We start from the raw sequence: 19,202 nt of genomic DNA on the forward strand, positions 1-19,202 counted from the left end.
TAACGGGTTTCGGGTTCCGGGCTCCGGGTCACCCCGCCGGGGAGGCGGCCAGGGCGAGGAAACGCAGCCCGACCTCCGTGACCTCGTCCGCCGTCCAGGACCCGGCCGGCCCGGCGAGGCTGACCTCGGCCATGGCGAGGCCGGGGGCGGCGTCCTTCCAGTGGGAGACGAACCAGGTGCCCTCCTGCTCGGCGAGCGCGAGGTGGGCGGCGTTCAACGCCTTCGCCGGGTGGGGGAGCCAGAGCTGGAACTCGTGGGTGGGCGGCGTCTCCGGGTACAGCCGGGCACCGGGGAGCGCGGCCAGGGCGGGGGCGAGGGTGGCGGCGTGGCGGGTGTACCCGGGGATGCGGGGAAGGACGGCATCCAGGCCGTGGAGGGCGGCGAGCGCGGCCGGCCACTGCTGGAAGAGCTGGCCGCCGTAGCGGTGGCGCCAGGTGCGGGCGTGGGCGGTGAGGGCGGCGTCGCCGGCGAGGGCGGCCCCGCTCATGCCGCCCAGGTCCTTGTAGAAGGAGACGTAGACGCTGTCGGCGAGGGCGGAGATCTCGTCGAGCCGCTTGCCGAAGTGGACCGTGGTGTTCCAGAGGCGGGCACCGTCGAAGTGCACCCGGGCGCCGGCTTCGCGGGCCGTGGCGACGAGTTCGGCCAGTTCGTCCCAGCTGGGGAGGAGGTAACCGGGGTCGCGCAGCGGCAGTTCGACCACCAGGCTGCCGAACGGCTCCCCGAGCGCGGCGAGTTCCGCCGGCGTCGGCTGGCGGTGCTCGGTGGTGGGCCAGAGGCCGCGCAGGCCGGTGAGCTGGGTGTGGGCGTGGCGCTCGTGCCGCTCGATGTGGCTGAGCGGGTGCAGGGCGACAGCCGGGTTGCCGGTGCGCTCCGCGTGGTAGCGGAGGGCGACCTGCTGCGCCATGGTGCCGGTGGGGAAGAAGACCGCGTCCTCCTTCCCGAGCAGCGCGGCGGTCCGCTCCTCCAACTGCCGTACCGGACCGTCGCTGCCGTAGAAGTCGGGACAGACGTCCAGCCCGTCCAGGGCGGCGAGTTGGGTGAGGCGGTCGCGGATGCTGATGATGCGGTCGCCGGAGAGGAACTGCTTGCAGGCCATGCGGGCCGCGCGGCGCCGGTGGAACTCGCTCTGGTCATCGGTCATCCGGTGATTGTCGGACTGATGACCAGGTCGGACCAACTGCATTTCCCGACGGAGGGCGGGGCGGTCGGGGATCCAGGCGGCGGGAATGCGCGGGGTGATGCGGCGGGGCGCATCGGGTCAGCGCCGGCGGCCGAGCAGCTCGGCGGTCTCGGCGCGCCGGTTCCAGGCGATGACGGCCAGCGGCACCATGAAGATGAACGGGGTTCCGGCGTTCTCGCCGTGCATCGCGGTGAGCTGGGTGACGAACGCGAACGCCAGGAAGACGATCAGCGCCGTCGCGGCCGGCCCGGCCAGCCGGCGGACCAGCAGGCCGACCGCTCCGGCCAACTCCACCAGTCCGGTCAGGTACATGAACCAGTGGCCCACACCGATGGCGTCGAAGACGGTCGTGGCGGCGGGGAGCGCGAGCAGCTTGGGCAGCGCGCTGGCCACGGCGAAGAAGAGCGCGAGCAGGATCCGCAGCGCCCAGACCACCCGGATCACGGTCTTGCTGGAGCTGGAGCTGGAGCTGGAGCTGGAGGCGGTGGCGGTGGCGGTGGCGGTGGCGGTGGCGGTGCTGGGGCTGGTGGCGGTGCTGGACATTTCAGGTCTCCCTGGTCGGCTGTGGTTGCTTTCCTGGGTTTGACCGCCGCCACCGCCTGGACTCATCGGTCTCAGGAGAAAAACTCTTTTTGACCGCCTCGATGCGGGCGGCCCGGACCCGGAACCCCTCAACGCGGCCGGTAGTACGCCTCGATGGGGATGCGGGCCTCCGCGTACAGCGCCGGTCCGTCCTCCGCCACTGTCGGCCAGGCGCCCGACTGGGGGTTGAGGGCGACGAGTTGGTCCGTCGACAGCGCGTACACGACCCGGCCGATGCCCGACCGGACGATGCCGCCGCCACACATCCCGCACGGTTGGCAACTGGTGTACATCGTGGTGCGCGCGGCCGTGTCCGGGTCGAGTTCGCGGGCCGCCCAGCGGGCGAGCTTCAGCTCGGGGTGGGCGGTGATGTCGTCGTCGCGGCGCACGGTGTTGTGGGCCTCGGAGAGGATTTCGCCGTCCGGGCCGGCCAGCAGGGAGCCGTAGGGGGCGTCGCCCAGGGCGACCGCGCGGGCCGCGATGGCGACGGCATGGCGCAGGAGCATCTCGTCGGCTTCGGTGATCACGATGTCGCTGCCTTCCACTGGGTGGCCACGGTGGTGAGGTCCTGCCAGGCCGTCTGCGGCCGGCGGGTCTCCTCCGGATCCCCGTGGTAGGGGTCGAACACGACGGTCTCGGCGCCGAGATCGCGCAACTGCCGGAGATCGTCGAGGACTTGATCGATGGTGCCGACGCCGGCCGGCCGCTCGGGACCGTCGACCGGCGTGGTCGTCAGCCGCAGGGCGATGCGGGGCGCGAACCCGGGCACCGGGTGTTCGGCCAGCACGGACCGCATCCGGTCGAGGGGGAGCCGCAGGGGGTGCCAGGCGTCGCCGAAGCGGACGGTCCGCCGGAGTGCCGCCTCGCTGTGGCCGCCGACCCAGACCGGTACCGCTCCGCCTTCGCCGTCCGTGGGCCGTGCCTCCCGCAGCGTGCCCAGGTACTCGTCGGTCAGCCTGCCGCGCGCGCCGAACGGCACGCCGAGCGCGTCGAACTCCTGGCGGGCCCAGCCGACCCCCACCCCGAGGACGAACCGGCCGCCGCTGAGCCGGTCGAGGCTGCCGGCCATCCGCGCCACCAGCAGCGGGTTCCGGTACGGCAGGATGAGCACGGTCGTGCCCAGCCGCAGGCCGGTGGTGATTCCGGCCAGCCAGGACAGCGTGGTGAACGGCTCGTAGAACGGCTCCGGATACCGCTGGGCCACGTCCGGGGTGATCGCCACATGGTCCGAGACCATGAGGAGGTCGAAGCCGAGCCCCTCCACGGTCCGGGCCCAGTCGCGCAGCACACCCGGGTCGGTTCCCGGTCCGAAGTTCGGTACGTTGACGCCAAATTGCATGCATCGAGGCTATCCCCGTGATCATGGCGAACGGAACGGAGCCTTCCCGCCACGAGCGGTGGTTTTCCGTGGTTCTCCCGGTAAAATCGCGCCATGGCCGTGAATCTTGACGACACCGACTGGGCGATCATCGAACAGCTGCAACAGGAGGCCCGCATCTCCCTCAGCGAGCTGGGGCGGCGAGTGAGCCTCAGCCCGTCGGCGACCACCGAACGGGTGCGGAACCTGGAATCGCTGGGCGTCATCACCGGCTACCACGCCGCAGTGGACCTGGCCAAGGTCGGCTACCCGGTGCTCGCCGTCGTCCGGCTGAAGTACCCCGGCAACCGCCACGAGCCGCTGCGCCGAATGCTCGCCGAGCGGCGGGAGCTCCTGGAATGCCTGCGCACCACCGGCGACGACTGCTACACCCTGAAGGTGGCGGCGACCTCCATGGAACACCTGGAAACCCTCGTGGACGAGCTGGCCGGCTTCGGCAGCACCACCACGAGCGTCGTCTACAGCCGGACGCTACCCGCACGCGGGCCCGCCCGGCCCTGACCCGCGGGCCTGCCCGGTTTTGACCCGTGGGCGAAGACGCTCCCTCGATCGGGGGAGGTCGCCTGCGAACCGCGCGACCAGACTGGCGATCGTCACCAGGGAGGTTCTACTCCCGACGATCGCAGAGGAGTTGACTCGTGCGTAGGAAGATCCGCCACATGGCGCTCGCGCTCTCGGCCGCCATCGCCGTCGGTGCGCTGATGCCGTCCACCGCCACGGCCGGCACCAGGCCGAACCCCGTCCAGCAGGGGCTGGACGCGCTGGTGCGGACGGACGGAGTGCCCGCCGCACTGGCGACGGTGCAGGGCCGGGACGGCCGGGCCCGTCACTACACCGCAGGAGTGGGGGACCTGGCCGGCGGGGCGAAGGTGCCGGTCGACGGGCAGGTGCGGATCGGCAGCAACACCAAGACTTTCACCGCCGTCGTCGTCCTGCAGCTGGTCGGGGAGGGGAAGGTCGACCTCGACGCCTCGGTCGACACCTACCTTCCCGGCCTGGTCCGCGGCGAGGGAATCGACGGCGGGCTCATCACCGTCCGCCAACTCCTGCAGCACACCAGCGGATTGCCCGACTACGAAGGACTCCTCGACGAAGCGTCCCTCCGGTACCGGTACTTCGAGCCCCGCGAACTCCTGGACATCGCCTTCCGGCAGAAGCGCGAGCTCGCCACCGAGCCCAAGTTCAGCTACAGCAGCACCAATTACGTGCTGGCCGGACTGATCGTCCAGAAGGTCACCGGCCGGCCGCTCGCCGAGGAGATCGACCGGCGCATCGTCCGGGCAATCGGGCTGCGGCACACCTACTTCCCCGCCGCGGGCGACCGGACCATCCGCGAGCCCCACCCCAGGGGCTACCGCAGGGACTCCGCCGACGGGCCGCTGCTCGACTTCACCGAGATGGACCCCTCGGCGGGCTGGGCGGCCGGGCAGATGATCTCCACCGACTCCGACCTCAACCGGTTCTTCGCCGCGCTGCTCGCCGGACGCCTCCTCCCGCCGGCCCAACTCGCCCAGATGCGCACCACCGTCCCGGTCGGGGACACCGGTGCGGGCGCCGGGCTGGGGATCTTCAGCAGGCCGCTCTCCTGCGGCGGGGTCTACTGGGGGCACGGCGGCGACATCCCGGGGTACGAGACCCGCGGCGGTGTCACCGACGACGGTCGTGCTGTCAACATCGCGGTGACCACCGTCCCGACCGACTACGACGTCACCCGGCACCTCGAAACCGTCGTCGACACAGCCCTGTGCCGCTGATCCGGGCCGCCCCGGAAACCGCGCAGATAGCCTGCGGCCATGCCGAAACCCTCCCCGCTCGCCATCCCCACCCGCTTCGAAGGCGCCCCCGACCGCGTCGCGCTCGTCATCCCGGGCGTCGGGTACACCCCGGCCAGGCCGTTGCTCCACTTCGCTCGCTCGGTGCTCCTCCAGCACGGTTGGACGGTCCAGGAGCTGTGGTGGCAGATCCCGGACGAATTCGGCGAGTTCGAGCCGGAGGAGCGGATCGCCTGGGTCGAGCGGCAGGTCACCGAAGCCGTCGACGCCGAGGGCGGCGCCTGCCGCCTGCTCGTCGGCAAGTCCCTGGCCTCCTTCGCCGGCGGCCTCGCCGCCGACCGGAACCTCGCCGCAGCCTGGCTCACTCCCGCCCTGACCTTCGAGCAGGTCGCCCGCTCCCTCCGCCGCACCACGGCACCCACGCTCCTCGTCGGCGGCACCGCCGACGGGATGTGGGACGGCCGGATCGCCGCGTCGACCGGCCACGAGGTCCTGGAAGTGCCGTTCGCCCACCACGGCCTCGAAATCCCGGACGACGCACTCGGTTCGATCGACGTCCTGCGGCAGGTCGTCTCCCGTCTGGACCGCTTCGTCGGCTCGCTGGAAGCCCACTGAGCGTCCGCGGCCGTTCCGCCCGCAGCTCGGCCGGCCGATGCGGGTGATGCCGATGCGCCTGCCGGCCGCGACCCGGTCGGCCGACTCGCCTGTGAGCTGCCGGAGTTGCCGGAGTTGGCCGGCGGGAATCCGGGCGCGACGCCGACGGCCCCGCGATCGACGTGCGATCGCGGGGCCGTTGCCGTCGCCGGTGGGCCCGCAGGCCCGGTCGGTCAGCCGATGGACCGGGGGAGCCGGGTGGTCAGGTAGAAGATGGTGAACGAGCCGAGGAGCTGGATGCCCAGGCAGAGGGCGAGCGCCCGGTCCATGCCGAGGCCGGGCGCGAGCGCCAGGTACAGGCTGCCGAGGGTGGCGACGCCCAGGGCGAGGCTGGACTGCTGGCCGGTGGCGAGGACGCCGCTGCCGACGCCGGCCCGCGCGGCGGGCACCTTGGCGAGGACGACCCGGAACAGCGGGGTGCCGATCAGGCCCTGCCCGATGCCCGCGAGGGCGACGCCCGGGGCCATCCGCAGCGGGGAGAAGTGCGCACCGGAGGCGAGCACGGTCACGGCGAGGGTGGTGAGGCCGGCGGCCTGGACGACGGCGCCGGCGCTGAGCACCCGGCTGCCCCAGCGGCCGATCAGGCGCGGGCCGGCGAGCGAGGCGCTGAAGTAGCCGACGGCCATCGGGACGAGTGCCCAGCCGGCCGCGACCGGGCCGAGCTTCAGGCCCTGCTGCAGGGCGACCGCGATGACGAACATGAAGCCGCCGAAGCCCGCGAAGTAGGGGAGGGCGATGCCGAGTCCGCGCCGCATCTCCGGGATGCGCAGCAGGCTCGGCGGCACCAGCGGGGTGTCCCCGCGCTGCTCGGCGCGCCGCTCGACGACGGCGAAGGCGGCGGCCAGGACGGGGAACAGCCCGAGCAGCACCCAGGACCAGAGCGGCCAGCCGGCGGCGCGGCCCTCCATCAGCGGGATGAGCAGGGCGAGCAGGGTGGCGGTGAGCAGGGCGGTGCCGGGCACGTCGACCCGGGCGGCCTGCGGGGCGCGGCTCTCCGGGACGAAGCGGACCGCCATCACCACGGCGAGCAGCGCGAACGGCACGTTGAGCAGGAACACGGAGCGCCAGCCGGTGCCGAACAGGTCGGCGGCGACCAGCATCCCGCCGAGCACCTGCCCGATCACGACCGCGATGCCGCCGACCGCGCCGTAGACGCTGAGTGCGCGGCCGCGCCGGGCGCCGTCGGTGGCGGCGGTGATGGTGCCCAGTACCTGCGGGATCAGCAGTGCGGCCGAGGCGCCTTGGGCGGCCCGGGCGGCGACCAGGGACCACGCGTCGGGGGCGAGGCCGCAGGCCAGCGAGGTGAGGGCGAAGGTGACGGCGCCGGCGACGAACAGCCGGCGGCGGCCGAAGATGTCGCCGAGGCGGCCGCCGAGGACGAGCAGCACGGCGAAGGCGATGCCGTAGCCGGCGGCGACCAGTTCGAGGACGGCGGGCCCGGCGGCCAGGTCCTTGTCGATGGTGGGCAGGGCGACGTTGACGATGAAGAAGTCGAGCATCGGCAGGAAGGCCCCGAGCAGGACGGTGACCAGCCCCGCGGTGCCGAGGGCGGCGGGAGTGCCGGTGGTGGGGGTGCCGGTGGAGGAGGTGTGGGGGGCCGCGGTGCCGGGGGCGGTGGCGGTGCGGCTCGGGGTGGGAGCGACGGCGAGTTGTTGGGTCACGGGTCATACGATCCGCCGCGCCTTACCCTGGTACCAGAGTGTGGTTATCCAGGTATAAGAAGTACCTGGCAACAGGCTGACGGCTGCCGCATGCTGGGGAGCATGAGCCTCGCCACCCCCGCCGCGCAAGCCCGTACGGCTTCCACCCCGCAAGCCCGCACGGCCGCCGCCCCCCACGCCCGTACGGCCGCCGCCCCCCACGCCCGTACGGCTCCCGCCGCGCAGGGCCGCACCGGTGCGGCCGGCCAGCACCCGGTCACCCCCGACGACGCCCGCCGGCACGAGCTGGCGGCGTTCCTGCGCAGCCGCCGCGAGCGCATCGCGCCCGAGCAGGTGGGCCTGCCGTTGACCGGCCGCCGCCGGACGCCGGGGCTGCGCCGGGAGGAGGTCGCGCAGCTCGCCGCGGTCGGGGTGACCTGGTACACGTGGCTGGAGCAGGGCCGGGACATCCAGGTGTCCGCCCAGGTGCTGGACGCGGTGGCCCGGGCGCTGCTGCTGGACCCGAGCGAACGCGCGCACCTGTTCACCCTGGCCGGCGCGGACGATCCGGCACCGGTCAAGGAGTGCCCCTCGGTGACCCCGGGCGTGCGGCTGGTGCTGGAGCAGATGGCCCCGTACCCGGCCGTGGTGGTCAACTCCCGCTACGACGTGCTGGCGTACAACGCGCAGTACACCGGCATCGTCGGCGACCTCGCCGCGATGGCGCCCGAGGACCGGAACCTGATGTGGATGGCGTTCACACCGTCGCGGTTCCGCGACGTGCTGATCGACTACCGCACCGAACGCCTCGGCATGGTCGCCCGGTTCCGCGCGGCGATGGCCGACCACAGTTCGGAGCCGGCCTGGAAGGCGTTGCTGGCACGGGTGCTCAAGGCCTCGCCGGACTTCGCGGAGCTCTGGCAGCGGCACGACGTGATGCGGCCGGGCAACGGCATCAAGCGCTTCCAGGTGCCCGGCGTCGGGCTGCTGAGCTGCGAGTACACCAATTTCTGGCTCGGCCCCCGGCACGGCAGCCGGATGATCACCTACACCCCGCTGGACGAGGAGACCCGCGCGCTGATGGCCGAACTGCCCACCGCGGCCCAGGTGTCCTGACCCGCCCTACGCCGGAACCGCCGCAGCCGGACCAGCCGGACCAGCCGGACCAGCCGGAGCCGCCCCGGTAGCCGCGTCCCGCCCGAGCAGCAGGCACACGACCGCGAGCGGCAGCTCGATGCAGGCCGCCATGACCAGCGCCGCGAGCACCGCGTGGCCCGGGCCGGCGAGGGCGATGTCGGCCAGCGCGTCCCCGGTGAGCAGCAGGGCCGCGGCGGCGCCCGCCCACAGTGCGGCGGGGCTGCGCCGGCGCAGCCCCGCGTCCAGCGAGAGCAGGGCGGAGAACTCGATCAGGTCGAGTACCACCCACGGGGTTTCGTGGTTGACGGCCAGGATCGCCAGCCAGGGCAGCAGGGCGACCGCCGCCATGGCCGGCACCCGGGCGAAGCGCTCGGGCAGGACGAACGCAGGCATGGAGCGGGCGGACAGGAGAGTGCGGGCGGCCGGCACGGTGCGGGCGGAGAGGGCGACGGTGCTCATGCGGCGCCCCCGGCGCGGTGCTCCCGGACCCGGACCCGGACCCGGACCCGCTCCAGCGGCAGCCGCTCGGCAGGCCCGCCTGCCGGGTGTTCGACCAGCACCGCGTCGAACGGCCCTTCGGCCCAGGCGAGCCAGAACTCCCCGGCCACCGTGGCCAGTTCGGCCGCGACGGCGGGTCGGCCGGACCGGCCGGACCGGCTGGACCGGAACGGCAGCACCGCCCCGCCCGACCACCCCGACCGGAACGGCAGCGCCGCCCGCAACGGCCGCCGCCCGGTGAACACCACCGAGGGCGCCGTACCGTCGGCCGCCAGCCGGCCCCAGGCGAGCACCTGCCAGGCCCGCCCGACGGCCGGGCTGCGCCGAGCCCCGCGCAGCAGCTGCGGGGTGAGCCGGGCGGCGACCAGGACGTCGGCCAACTCGCCGTGCTGGTACAGCTCCAGCGCGACCCGGCCGCGGCCGGATCCGACGCTGCGGACCGACCAGGGCCCACCTCCGACGGGCGCCGCCCCCGCCGGCTCCGGCGCCGGGCGGAGCGCGTCCCCGGGAACACCCCCGTGGCTCCCGGGGACGGGCCGCCCGTGCGGCGGAGTGGCGGAGTGCGATGCGGTGCTCGTCATGTCCGCAAGCTTTCCGCCGGACACCCCCTCCTGTCGGTGGTCCTCCGGACCGAATCGGGGGTGTACCTGGCTACACCCCCACCGGGCACCCCCCTTCATGGTGGTCGGTGATCACCGGGCCCTACGCTGTCCGGCATGTCCTCCACCACGTTGCGCCGAGCGCTCGTCAGGAGCCTCCGGCGCCCACCGTGGTCGCCCGGCGCCTGGCGGGACACCCGCTTCATAGCCGCCGGGATCCCGCCGGCCCTGCCGGTCTGGCTGGCCGTCACCGAGTCCAAGCTGCTCTTCCCGGTGCTCGCCGCCGTCCTGGTCTGCACCCGTCCGCTGACCGCCCTGCACCGCGGCCGCCTGCGCGCCCTGCACGGGGTGGAGGTGCCGCCGCCGCGGCCGCTCGCCGGGCGCCGGATCCTGCTGCTGGGCCTGACCTGGCGCCAGGTCCTCCACCACCTGCTGGTGGGACCGCTGCTGGCGGCGGGCGCGCTGGGGGTGGTGTACGCCTGGGGCGCCGCCCTGGTGCTGGCCACCGTGTACGGCTGGATCTGGCTGATGCCCGCCGGCACCGCGCTGCGCTCGGACCTGGCCGGGCTGGACGTCGGGCTGACGGCCGCCGGGGTGCTGCTGCTGGTCGCGCTGCCGTGGGCGGCGGCGCTGATGGCCTGGGTGGAGGTGCGGGCGGCGCGGCTGCTGCTCGGCCCGGACCGGGCGGAGGCCCTGGAGCGGCGGGTCGAGGAGATCGCGGAGAGCCGGGCCGGGCTGGTCGACGCGGTGGACACCGAGCGCCGCCGGATCGAGCGCGACCTGCACGACGGCGCCCAGCAGCGCCTCACCTCGCTGGCGATGAACCTGGGCCTGGCCCGGCGCACCCTCAAGGACGTCCCTCCGGAGGTCATGCAGGTGATCGTCGACGCGCACGAGGAGGCCCAGGCGGCCATCGACGAGCTGCGCGACCTGGTCCGCGGCCTGCATCCGGCGGTCCTGGAGGACCGCGGCCTGGACGCGGCGCTGTCCGGCGTCGCCGCCCGCGCCCCGCTGCCGGTGCGCCTGGACGTCGATCTGACCGAGCCGATCGCCCCGACCGTCGAGGCGGTCGCCTACTTCACCGTCTCCGAGGCGCTCACCAACGTGGCCAAGCACGCCCGGGCCGCCCGGGTCGACCTCTCGGTGCGCACGGCCGGCGGCCGGCTGCTCCTGGTCATCAGCGACGACGGCGTGGGCGGTGCGGACCCCTCGCGCGGCACCGGGCTCACCGGTCTGCGCAAGCGCGCCGCCTCGGTCGACGGCACGCTGTCCGTTCTCAGCCCCCTCGGGGGCCCCACCACCATCACCGTGGAGTTGCCGTGCGCGCTGTGATCGCCGAGGACTCGGTCCTGCTGAGGGTCGGCCTGGTCAAGGTCCTGGAGGCGGTGGGCTTCGAGGTCGTGGCCGCCGTCGGGGACGCCACCGAACTGCTGGCCGCCGTCGAGGAGCACCGCCCGAAGGTGGTGGTCGCCGACGTCCGGATGCCGCCGGGCTTCCACGACGAGGGCGTGAAGGCCGCGATGGTGATCCGCCGGCAGTGGCCGGAGACGGCCGTCCTGCTGCTCTCCCAGTTCGTGGAGGAGCGCTACGCCGCCGACCTGCTGGCGACCAACACCAGCGGGGTCGGCTACCTGCTCAAGCAGCGGGTGGCCAACGTGGACGACTTCGTCGAGGCGCTGCAGCGGGTCGCCGAGGGCGGCACCGCGCTGGATCCGGAGGTGGTCGCCCAGCTGCTGGTGCGCCGCCACCGGGATCCGCTGGAGAAGCTGACCCCGCGCGAGCGGGACGTGCTCGGCCTGATGGCGGAGGGCCGCTCGAACGCCGCGATCGCGGCGTCGCTGGTGGTCAGCGACAGCGCGGTGGCCAAGCACATCAACTCGATCCTCACCAAGCTCGACCTGCCGCCGGCCGAGGACAGCCACCGCCGGGTCCTGGCGGTCCTGCGGTTCCTGGAGGTCGGGTAACCGTGGGGGTGGCGAAGTCCTGGCAGGTCACCGGGACGCTGGTGACCGTCCTGGTCGTGCTCGGCGGCGCGCTGCAGGCCTGGTCGGTGGTGGCGCAGCAGCACACGAGCACGGCGCGGTCGTACGACGGCGTCGCGGTCCACCGGCTGCGGCTGGAGACCGGAAGCGCGTCGGTCCGGGTGCGGCCCGGCCGGGAGGGCCACGTGGTGGTCCACCAGCGACTGGACTGGACGGTGCGCAAGCCGGTGGTGTCGACCGTCATCGTCGGCGACCTGGTCACCGTCGGGATGCACTGCCGGCAGGTCCTGCCGGTCGTGGACTTCGGCTGCGGTGCCGAGATCGAGGTGGAGGTGCCGGCCTCGACCGAGGTGTCGGGGTCGGTGGGTTCCGGATCGGTCCGGCTGGAGGGCCTGAGCGGGAGCGTGCGGCTGGACCTCACCTCCGGCGAGCTGCTGCTGGCCGACACCTCCGGGGACGTGTCCGTGCACGCCACGTCCGGGCACATCCAGGGCGACAACCTGAGCGCGCGGCGGGTGGAGGCGCAGACCACCTCGGGCGCGATGGACCTGAACTTCGCCAACGCCCCGCAGGAGGTGACCACCAGGGCCGTCTCCGGGTCGGTGGCGATGACCCTGCCGGGGAGCAGCCGCTACGCCTTCTCCAGCGAGGTCGGCTCCGGCAGCGGCGGGATCGACCCGCAGCTGGCGGACCCGGACAGCCCGAACCGCATCCACGTCTCGGTCGCCTCGGGGTCGATCTCCGTCACTCCGTCCAAGCCGTCGTAGCCCGGCCCGCGGAAGCCGCTCACCCGGGTGGGGGACAATGGAGAGTCCCGTCCCCTTACCCGAGGTCAGCCGCGCATGACAGCCACGTCCGCACCCACCGCGTCCGACACCGAGTTCGCGCCGCTCGACATCGGCCCGATCCGGGTGTGGCCACCCGTCGTGCTGGCACCGATGGCCGGCATCACCAACGCTCCGTTCCGCACCCTGTGCCGCGAGCAGAGCGGCGGCAAGGGCCTGTACGTCTCGGAGATGATCACCACCCGGGCGCTGGTCGAGCGCAACGCCAAGACCATGCAGCTGATCACGTTCGACCCGAGCGAGAAGCCGCGGTCGATCCAGTTGTACGGGGTGGACCCGCAGACCGTCGGCAAGGCCGCCCGGATGATCGCGGACGAGGGCCTGGCCGACCACATCGACCTCAACTTCGGCTGTCCCGTCCCGAAGGTGACCCGCAAGGGGGGCGGCTCGGCGCTGCCGTACAAGCGCAATCTGCTCCGCGCGATCCTGCGCGAGGCCGTCGCCAACGCGGGTGACCTGCCGGTGACCATGAAGATGCGCAAGGGCATCGACGACGACCACCTCACCTTCCTGGACGCCGGCCGGATCGGCGCGGAGGAGGGCGTGGCCGCGATCGCCCTGCACGGGCGCACCGCCGCCCAGCACTACGGCGGGACGGCCGACTGGTCGGCGATCGCGCGGCTGCGCGAGGCCGTGCCGGCGCACGTCCCGGTGCTGGGCAACGGGGACATCTGGTCGGCCGACGACGCGCTGCGGATGATGCGCGGGACGGGCTGCGACGGCGTCGTGGTGGGTCGCGGCTGCCTGGGCCGGCCGTGGCTGTTCAAGGACCTGGTCGCGATCTTCGAGGGCGACGTCGACTACGCCCGCCCCGACTTCGGCTACGTGGCGCGGGCGATGGTGCGCCACGCGCAGCTGCTCGGCGAGTGGATCGGCGACGAGACGCGCGGCGTGATCGACTTCCGCAAGCACGTCGCCTGGTACACCAAGGGCTTCTCGGTCGGCTCCGAGCTGCGGGTGCGGCTCGCCAACTCCTCCTCGTTGGCCGAACTGGCCGAAACCCTCGCGGAGGTCGAGCAGACCCAGGGCTGGCCGGCCGGCGCGGACGGCCCGCGGGGGCGTACCAGCGGCAACAACCGGGTGGTCCTGCCGGAGGGGTGGTTGGACGATCCGTACGACTGCGCCCGGCCGGGTGTTGATGCCGAATCGGACACCTCCGGCGGATGATCTGTACGGATCGGCAAAACGGGCCTTCTCGGCCCGGCTGCCACTAGGTAGCAGCCCTCTTGTCCATTCTGGACAGGAGGGCTCCTTTTCGGCGGCCGAACGTCACGGAACGGGCACGTTCCTGGACGCTGTGCGACGATCGGCGGAGGCGGTCTACGTTCGGCCGGTGAGATCCGCTGGTGACGCTTGCCACACGCGGTGGCGGCTGACGGCGGGTCAGTGGACGAAATGGACAGGTCGGTGGTGGATCGCTTCCCGAAGCCGCCCGGCCGGTGATCGGCCGATCGGGGTGCAGGAAATCAAGCCGGGGCAACGCGGTGGACCCACGCCCGCTACCCAGCGTCCGAATCGTGTGATCTTCGGGTTTCATTGCCTTCAAGAGTTGAAGGCTTGCTAGCGTCAGCCGGACGATTTCACCAACAGAGGTGAACGCCTTTATGTGCATTCGATCTAGCGGGTTACCTCTCGGTACCGGCCTCGGGTGGCCTATTCAGGGCAGAGAAGAGCCTTCGAAATGGGTATGTTCTCCGGCGTCAGGGCAACCGCGTACGAGGAGACCGACCCGTGCCGTCCCAGCAGAAGTTTGTTTACTCCTTCACCGAAGGAAACAAGGACCTCAAGGATCTTCTTGGCGGTAAGGGCGCGAACCTGGCCGAGATGACGAATCTGGGCCTCCCCGTGCCGCCGGGCTTCACCATCACCACCGAGGCCTGCAAGGTCTTCCTGGAGACCGGCAGCGAGCCCTCCTCCCTGCACGAGGAGATCAGCGCCCACCTGGAGGCCCTCGAGCAGGAGATGGGGAAGAAGCTCGGCCAGGCCGACAACCCCCTCCTGGTCTCGGTGCGCTCCGGCGCCAAGTTCTCCATGCCCGGCATGATGGACACCGTCCTCAACATCGGCCTCTCCGACGCCTCGGTGGTCGGCCTCGTCGCCCAGTCCGGCAACGAGCGCTTCGCCTGGGACTCCTACCGCCGCCTGGTCCAGATGTTCGGCAAGACCGTGCTGGGCGTCGACGGCGAGCTGTTCGAGGAGGCCCTGGACGAGGCCAAGCACGCCAAGGGCACCGTCAACGACCTCGACCTGGACGCCGCCGACCTCCGGGCACTCGTCGAGGTGTTCAAGGGCATCGTCGAGCGCGAGACCGGCCGGGCCTTCCCGCAGGACCCGCGCGAGCAGATGGACCTCGCCATCCACGCGGTCTTCCACTCCTGGAACGGCGACCGCGCCCGGCTGTACCGCCGCCAGGAGCGCATCCCGAACGACCTCGGCACCGCGGTCAACGTCTGCAGCATGGTCTTCGGCAACCTCGGCGAGGACTCCGGCACCGGCGTCGCCTTCACCCGCGACCCCTCCACGGGCACCCAGGGCGTCTACGGCGACTACCTGTCCAACGCCCAGGGCGAGGACGTCGTCGCCGGCATCCGCAACACCCTGCCGCTGGCCGAGCTGGAGAAGCTCGACAAGAAGTCGTACGACGAGCTGATGGCGATCATGCACAAGCTCGAGACCCACTACCGCGACCTCTGCGACATCGAGTTCACCATCGAGCGCGGCAAGCTGTGGATGCTGCAGACCCGCGTCGGCAAGCGCACCGCCGCGGCCGCCTTCCGGATCGCCGTCCAGCTGGTCGACCAGGGCCTGATCGACCTGGACGAGGCCCTGATGCGGGTCACCGGCGGCCAGCTCTCCCAGCTGATGTTCCCGCGCTTCGCCCCCAACGCCGAGTCGCAGCAGATCGCCTGGGGCCTCGCCGCCTCGCCCGGCGCCGCGATCGGCAGGGTCGTCTTCGACTCGTACACCGCCGTCAAGTGGTCCCGCTCCGGCGAGAAGGTCATCCTGGTCCGCCGCGAGACCAACCCGGACGACCTGGACGGCATGATCGCCGCCGAGGGCATCCTCACCTCGCGCGGCGGCAAGACCTCCCACGCGGCCGTGGTCGCCCGCGGCATGGGCAAGACCTGTGTCTGCGGCGCCGAGGAGCTGGAGGTCGACACCAAGGGCCGCCGCTTCACCACCGCCGGCGGCCAGGTGATCCACGAGGGCGACGTCGTCTCGATCGACGGCGCCACCGGCAAGGTCTACCTCGGCGAGGTACCCGTCCTGCCGTCCCCCGTGGTCGAGTACTTCGAGGGCACCCTGCACGCCGGCGCCGACGTCCAGGGCGGGCTGGTCCAGGCCGTCCACCGGCTGATGTCGCACGCCGACGGCCGCCGCCGCCTCGCCGTGCGCGCCAACGCCGACAACGCCGAGGACGGCTCGCGCGCCCGCCGCTACGGCGCCCAGGGCATCGGCCTGTGCCGCACCGAGCACATGTTCCTCGGCGAGGAGCGCCGCAAGGAGGTCGAGCACCTGATCCTGGCGGACAACGACAAGGACCGCGAGCTCGCCCTCACCACGCTGCTGCCGATGCAGAAGGGCGACTTCCTGGAGCTCTTCCAGGCGATGGACGGCCTGCCGGTCACCGTCCGGCTGCTCGACCCGCCGCTGCACGAGTTCCTGCCGGACATCACCGAGCTGTCGGTGCGCGTCGCCCTCGCCGAGGCCCGCAAGGACCCGAACGAGAACGACCTGCGCCTGCTCCAGGCGGTGCACAAGCTGCACGAGCAGAACCCGATGCTCGGCCTGCGCGGCGTCCGCCTCGGCCTCGTCATCCCCGGCCTGTTCGGCATGCAGGTCCGGGCCATCGCCGAGGCCGCAGCCGAGCGCAAGCTGGCCGGCGGAGACCCGCGCCCCGAGGTGATGATCCCGCTGGTCGGCACCGTCCAGGAGCTGGAGCTGGTCCGCGACGAGTGCGAGCGCGTGCTCGCCGAGGTCGCCCAGTCCACCGGCGTCCAGCTGGACATCAAGCTCGGCACCATGATCGAGCTGCCGCGCGCCGCGGTCACCGCGGGCCAGATCGCCGAGGCCGCCGAGTTCTTCTCCTTCGGCACCAACGACCTCACCCAGACGGTCTGGGGCTTCTCCCGGGACGACGTGGAGGCCTCGTTCTTCACCGCCTACCTGGAGAAGGGCATCTTCGGGGTCTCCCCGTTCGAGACCATCGACCGCGACGGCGTCGGCTCCCTGGTCAAGCACGCCGTAGAGGCCGGCCGGGCCACCCGCCCCGACCTCAAGCTCGGCGTCTGCGGCGAGCACGGCGGCGACCCGGACTCGGTCCACTTCTTCCACGAGGTGGGGCTGGACTACGTCTCCTGCTCCCCCTTCCGGATCCCGGTGGCGCGCCTGGAGGCCGGCCGCGCCGCCATCGAGACGGCGGGCAGCGACTCGCGCTGAGTGAGGGAAGGCATCCCCTCCCTCACGCGCGGGTACGACTGACCGCTCCCTCCCACCGGGAGGGCGTACACCGGAGCTCGGCGCAGGAGAACCGGCGTACGTGACACGGCCGGGCGGGGACGGACAACGGCGTCCGTCCCCGCCCGGCCGTACGTCCTCCCACGGACGTGCGTCTGCGCCCGGCCGTGCGTCTGCGCACGGGCGGGTGTGGCCGTGACCACGCGGGTGGCTCGCCGGCCCGGGCCCGGCCGCCTGCCAAGCTGGAGCGCATGACCAGTCGCAAAAACCCGCTCGTCGTCGTGGCCGTGCTGATCCTGGCGGTCCTGGCCGGGGCCGGGTACCTCCTCGCGAACAAGGGGAGCAGCCACCCCAAGGCCGCCGCGAGCCCCACGGCGGCCGCCACCGCAGGCCCCTCGACGTCCGGCTCCTCGGCGCCAAAGCCGTCGGCCCCCAAGCCGTCCCCGCCGAGCGGCGGCCCGTCCGCCCCGGCCGGCACCTGGACCCCGGCCGACCCCGCACTGGCCGACGTCTGCCGCACCAAGCTCCCCAGCCAGGCCCAGGACACCATCGGCCTGATCGCCAAGGGCGGCCCCTACCCCTACAACCGCGACGGCATCGTCTTCGAGAACCGCGAGAGCCGCCTCCCCCGGAAGGCCGGCGGCTACTACCACGAGTACACCGTGCTCACCCCGGGCTCGAACGACCGCGGCACCCGTCGGGTGGTCACCGGCGACTCCGGCGAGCAGTACTGGTCCGCGGACCACTACGTCACCTTCCAGGAGATCGACCCCCGCTGCTGAGCCCCCGCCGTGCGGCCCCGGCCGCCAGCCTCGGCCGCCGTACGCGGGGCGCGCTCACCGCGCCCGGCGCCAGGTGATCCGGGCGTGCGGGCCGTGCGGGCCGGTGGTCACCAGGGCGGTCAGCTCGTGCAGGACCGGCGCCGGATCGCGGCGGAGCTGGACCGGCGTGGTGCGGACCACCGGGAGGCCCGCGGCGGTGAACCGGTTGGCACGGGACAGGCCGCGTTCGTGCTCGGCCGGGCGCAGGTGCCAGGCCCGCGAGTCGATCTCCAGCGCCACGCCGGCGTGCGGCCAGTAGGCGTCCGGGACGGCGAGGAAGCGGCCGTCGAGGAAGAGCACCGGGTTCCACAGCGGTTCGGGCAGGCCCGCGTGCGCCAGCAGTTCGCGGGCCTCGCCCTCGACCACCGAGCGCACCCCGGCGGTCAGGTCCTCCACCACCCGGGCCACGTGCGGCTGCCCGAGCGCGCCGGGCCTGGTCAGCAACTGGTCGAGCAGTTCGCCCAGTTCGCAGTGCCGCCGCTGGACGGCCTCCGCGCACAGCGCCCGGAACCGGCGCTGCCCGCTCTCCCGTGGCGCGAGGTCCGCCAGGGCCCGCGCGACCGTGGTGCTCCACAGCCCGTCGTCCCGCTCGAACCCGCCCGGCATCGCCCCCGCCGACCGGTGGATCCGGACGAACTCCCGCTCTCCGACGCGGCGTTGGTGCGGGATCAGGACGTCCACCGCGTCGAGGTCGGCGGGGTGCCCGGCGCTCGGCAGCCCGGCGTCGGACAGCACCGCGAAGCCGGTCAGCAGCACCTCCCCGGCGCGCGGCTCACGCCCCTTCGGGCTCGCGTACGCCAGTGCGGCCCGCAGCCGCTGATGGGCCGTCAACATCCCGTTCTGCAGGCAGATCACCCGGGGCAGCACCTGCCGCCAGGGCCCGGCCGGGCGCAGCCGGTGAGCGATGGTGCCGGAGGGCACCCCGAGCCGGCGCAGCTGCGCCCGGGTGGCGATGTGCTGCTGGTCGGCGCCGAGCAGGGCGACCGGGTCGAGCGGGTTCGCGCGGGTCATGCCAGGGTGCTGCCCGCCCGGATCGGGTGTATGCGGAACATCCCCCGTCGGGGGCTCACCGGCAAACGTGTTGACGAACCGGCGGCCGAGCGGCTGAGCTGGTGCCCACATGACGACTCCACACCCGGGCCCCGCGCTCGACGCGCTCCAGGGCCTCTCCGTCGGCGACGCCCTCGGCGCCCAGTTCTTCGTCCCCGGGACGGCCCGTACCCACCTCGCCGCCCGCACCGACCCGCCCGGCCCGTGGCCGTGGACCGACGACACCGAGATGGCCTGCTCGGTGTACGCCGCGCACACCGAGCGCGGCGCGATCGACACCTTCGACCTCACCCACGCCTTCGCCCGCCGCCACGACTTCGACCGCGGCTACGGCCCGGCCGCCAACCGGATGCTGCGGCTGGTCCGCGAGGGCGGCGACGCGAAGCGGCTGGCCGCCGGAGTTCCACACCTCGGAGGGCGTCCTGCACCTGCACCGCGGCTGGACGGGCCGGGCGGTCTGGAACGTCCGGGTGGCCCCGGTGAAGGGCGGCGGCTGGCGGCCCGTGTCCGCGCTGGTCGAGGCGCACCCCGAGCACTACACGGGCGGACACCAGGTCCCCGAAGCCCTTCTCCGCCGGCTGGCCGGGGACGGCGACCGGTCGTAGC

General features: G+C 73.0%; 19 protein-coding genes and 1 pseudogene. 12 read left to right on the plus strand and 8 right to left on the minus strand.

Translation table 11 applies throughout. From position 1 onward, the window contains the following. Nucleotides 1-28: 28 nt before the first annotated feature. The 4 genes from AC0B61_RS10465 to AC0B61_RS10480 form a co-directional block, all read right to left on the minus strand. Nucleotides 29-1,141, minus strand: coding sequence for a threonine aldolase family protein (locus tag AC0B61_RS10465; protein ID WP_471740228.1), 1,113 nt, complete (start codon nucleotides 1,139-1,141; stop codon nucleotides 29-31). Between the two features lie 117 nt (nucleotides 1,142-1,258). Next, the gene (locus AC0B61_RS10470) at nucleotides 1,259-1,723 is read right to left on the minus strand and encodes a DoxX family protein (RefSeq protein ID WP_471740229.1); all 465 of its coding nucleotides are present in this window, start codon (nucleotides 1,721-1,723) and stop codon (nucleotides 1,259-1,261) included. A 128-nt stretch (nucleotides 1,724-1,851) separates the two neighbouring features. Then, nucleotides 1,852-2,289, minus strand: coding sequence for a nucleoside deaminase (locus AC0B61_RS10475; RefSeq protein ID WP_471740230.1), 438 nt, complete (start codon nucleotides 2,287-2,289; stop codon nucleotides 1,852-1,854). Beyond that, nucleotides 2,286-3,101, minus strand: a complete 816-nt coding sequence (locus AC0B61_RS10480) for an LLM class flavin-dependent oxidoreductase (protein ID WP_471740231.1) — start codon at nucleotides 3,099-3,101, stop codon at nucleotides 2,286-2,288. The genes AC0B61_RS10475 and AC0B61_RS10480 overlap by 4 nt, the downstream gene beginning before the upstream one ends. 93 nt (nucleotides 3,102-3,194) lie before the next feature. On the opposite strand from AC0B61_RS10480, the gene AC0B61_RS10485 reads away from it, so the two are divergent. The 3 genes from AC0B61_RS10485 (at nucleotide 3,195) to AC0B61_RS10495 (ending at nucleotide 5,527) form a co-directional block, all read left to right on the plus strand. Beyond that, on the plus strand, nucleotides 3,195-3,641 hold the full coding sequence (locus tag AC0B61_RS10485) for an Lrp/AsnC family transcriptional regulator (protein WP_471740232.1): 447 nt from the start codon (nucleotides 3,195-3,197) through the stop codon (nucleotides 3,639-3,641). A 158-nt stretch (nucleotides 3,642-3,799) separates the two neighbouring features. Next, nucleotides 3,800-4,894 (plus strand): serine hydrolase domain-containing protein, encoded by a 1,095-nt coding sequence (locus AC0B61_RS10490; protein WP_471740420.1) that lies wholly within the window; start codon nucleotides 3,800-3,802, stop codon nucleotides 4,892-4,894. Between the two features lie 39 nt (nucleotides 4,895-4,933). Next, nucleotides 4,934-5,527 (plus strand): alpha/beta hydrolase, encoded by a 594-nt coding sequence (locus AC0B61_RS10495; protein WP_471740233.1) that lies wholly within the window; start codon nucleotides 4,934-4,936, stop codon nucleotides 5,525-5,527. A gap of 212 nt (nucleotides 5,528-5,739) precedes the next feature. Here AC0B61_RS10495 and AC0B61_RS10500 read toward each other — a convergent pair whose 3' ends face one another. Continuing rightward, nucleotides 5,740-7,227, minus strand: coding sequence for an MFS transporter (locus AC0B61_RS10500; protein ID WP_471740234.1), 1,488 nt, complete (start codon nucleotides 7,225-7,227; stop codon nucleotides 5,740-5,742). A gap of 102 nt (nucleotides 7,228-7,329) precedes the next feature. Here AC0B61_RS10500 and AC0B61_RS10505 point away from each other — a divergent pair, with 102 nt between their 5' ends. After that, the gene (locus tag AC0B61_RS10505; RefSeq protein ID WP_471740235.1) at nucleotides 7,330-8,322 is read left to right on the plus strand and encodes a helix-turn-helix transcriptional regulator; all 993 of its coding nucleotides are present in this window, start codon (nucleotides 7,330-7,332) and stop codon (nucleotides 8,320-8,322) included. A 6-nt stretch (nucleotides 8,323-8,328) separates the two neighbouring features. Here AC0B61_RS10505 and AC0B61_RS10510 read toward each other — a convergent pair whose 3' ends face one another. Both AC0B61_RS10510 and AC0B61_RS10515 read right to left on the minus strand, forming a co-directional pair. Beyond that, the gene (locus AC0B61_RS10510; protein ID WP_471740236.1) at nucleotides 8,329-8,802 is read right to left on the minus strand and encodes a hypothetical protein; all 474 of its coding nucleotides are present in this window, start codon (nucleotides 8,800-8,802) and stop codon (nucleotides 8,329-8,331) included. Beyond that, nucleotides 8,799-9,422 (minus strand): hypothetical protein, encoded by a 624-nt coding sequence (locus tag AC0B61_RS10515; RefSeq protein ID WP_471740237.1) that lies wholly within the window; start codon nucleotides 9,420-9,422, stop codon nucleotides 8,799-8,801. Before AC0B61_RS10515 ends, AC0B61_RS10510 begins: the two co-directional genes overlap by 4 nt. Before the next feature lie 135 nt (nucleotides 9,423-9,557). On the opposite strand from AC0B61_RS10515, the gene AC0B61_RS10520 reads away from it, so the two are divergent. From AC0B61_RS10520 to AC0B61_RS10545, 6 genes are all read left to right on the plus strand, one after another. Then, a complete protein-coding gene (locus tag AC0B61_RS10520) occupies nucleotides 9,558-10,772 on the plus strand; it encodes a sensor histidine kinase (protein ID WP_471740238.1) in 1,215 nt (404 codons plus the stop codon). After that, the gene (locus tag AC0B61_RS10525) at nucleotides 10,760-11,404 is read left to right on the plus strand and encodes a response regulator (protein WP_471740239.1); all 645 of its coding nucleotides are present in this window, start codon (nucleotides 10,760-10,762) and stop codon (nucleotides 11,402-11,404) included. The genes AC0B61_RS10520 and AC0B61_RS10525 overlap by 13 nt, the downstream gene beginning before the upstream one ends. 2 nt (nucleotides 11,405-11,406) lie before the next feature. After that, nucleotides 11,407-12,189, plus strand: coding sequence for a DUF4097 family beta strand repeat-containing protein (locus AC0B61_RS10530; protein WP_471740240.1), 783 nt, complete (start codon nucleotides 11,407-11,409; stop codon nucleotides 12,187-12,189). Nucleotides 12,190-12,264: 75 nt separating this feature from the next. Next, nucleotides 12,265-13,434 (plus strand): tRNA dihydrouridine synthase DusB, encoded by a 1,170-nt coding sequence (dusB, locus tag AC0B61_RS10535; RefSeq protein WP_471740241.1) that lies wholly within the window; start codon nucleotides 12,265-12,267, stop codon nucleotides 13,432-13,434. A gap of 564 nt (nucleotides 13,435-13,998) precedes the next feature. Continuing rightward, entirely contained in the window at nucleotides 13,999-16,707 is a 2,709-nt protein-coding gene (gene ppdK / locus AC0B61_RS10540; RefSeq protein WP_471740242.1) for a pyruvate, phosphate dikinase, read from the plus strand. A gap of 269 nt (nucleotides 16,708-16,976) precedes the next feature. Beyond that, nucleotides 16,977-17,507, plus strand: coding sequence for a ribonuclease (locus AC0B61_RS10545; RefSeq protein WP_471740243.1), 531 nt, complete (start codon nucleotides 16,977-16,979; stop codon nucleotides 17,505-17,507). A 54-nt stretch (nucleotides 17,508-17,561) separates the two neighbouring features. Here the strand turns inward: AC0B61_RS10545 and AC0B61_RS10550 are convergent, their stop codons facing one another. Further along, complete coding sequence (locus AC0B61_RS10550) at nucleotides 17,562-18,557, minus strand: hypothetical protein (RefSeq protein ID WP_471740244.1); 996 nt, start codon at nucleotides 18,555-18,557, stop codon at nucleotides 17,562-17,564. A gap of 109 nt (nucleotides 18,558-18,666) precedes the next feature. Between AC0B61_RS10550 and AC0B61_RS10555 the strand changes: the two are divergent. Both AC0B61_RS10555 and AC0B61_RS10560 read left to right on the plus strand, forming a co-directional pair. Next, nucleotides 18,667-18,984, plus strand: a pseudogene (locus AC0B61_RS10555) (ADP-ribosylglycohydrolase family protein); the annotation flags it as partial. A gap of 82 nt (nucleotides 18,985-19,066) precedes the next feature. Beyond that, entirely contained in the window at nucleotides 19,067-19,201 is a 135-nt protein-coding gene (locus tag AC0B61_RS10560; RefSeq protein ID WP_471740427.1) for a hypothetical protein, read from the plus strand. The last annotated feature ends 1 nt before the right edge of the window (nucleotide 19,202 follow it).

Source organism: Kitasatospora sp. NPDC023385 (assembly GCF_055664045.1).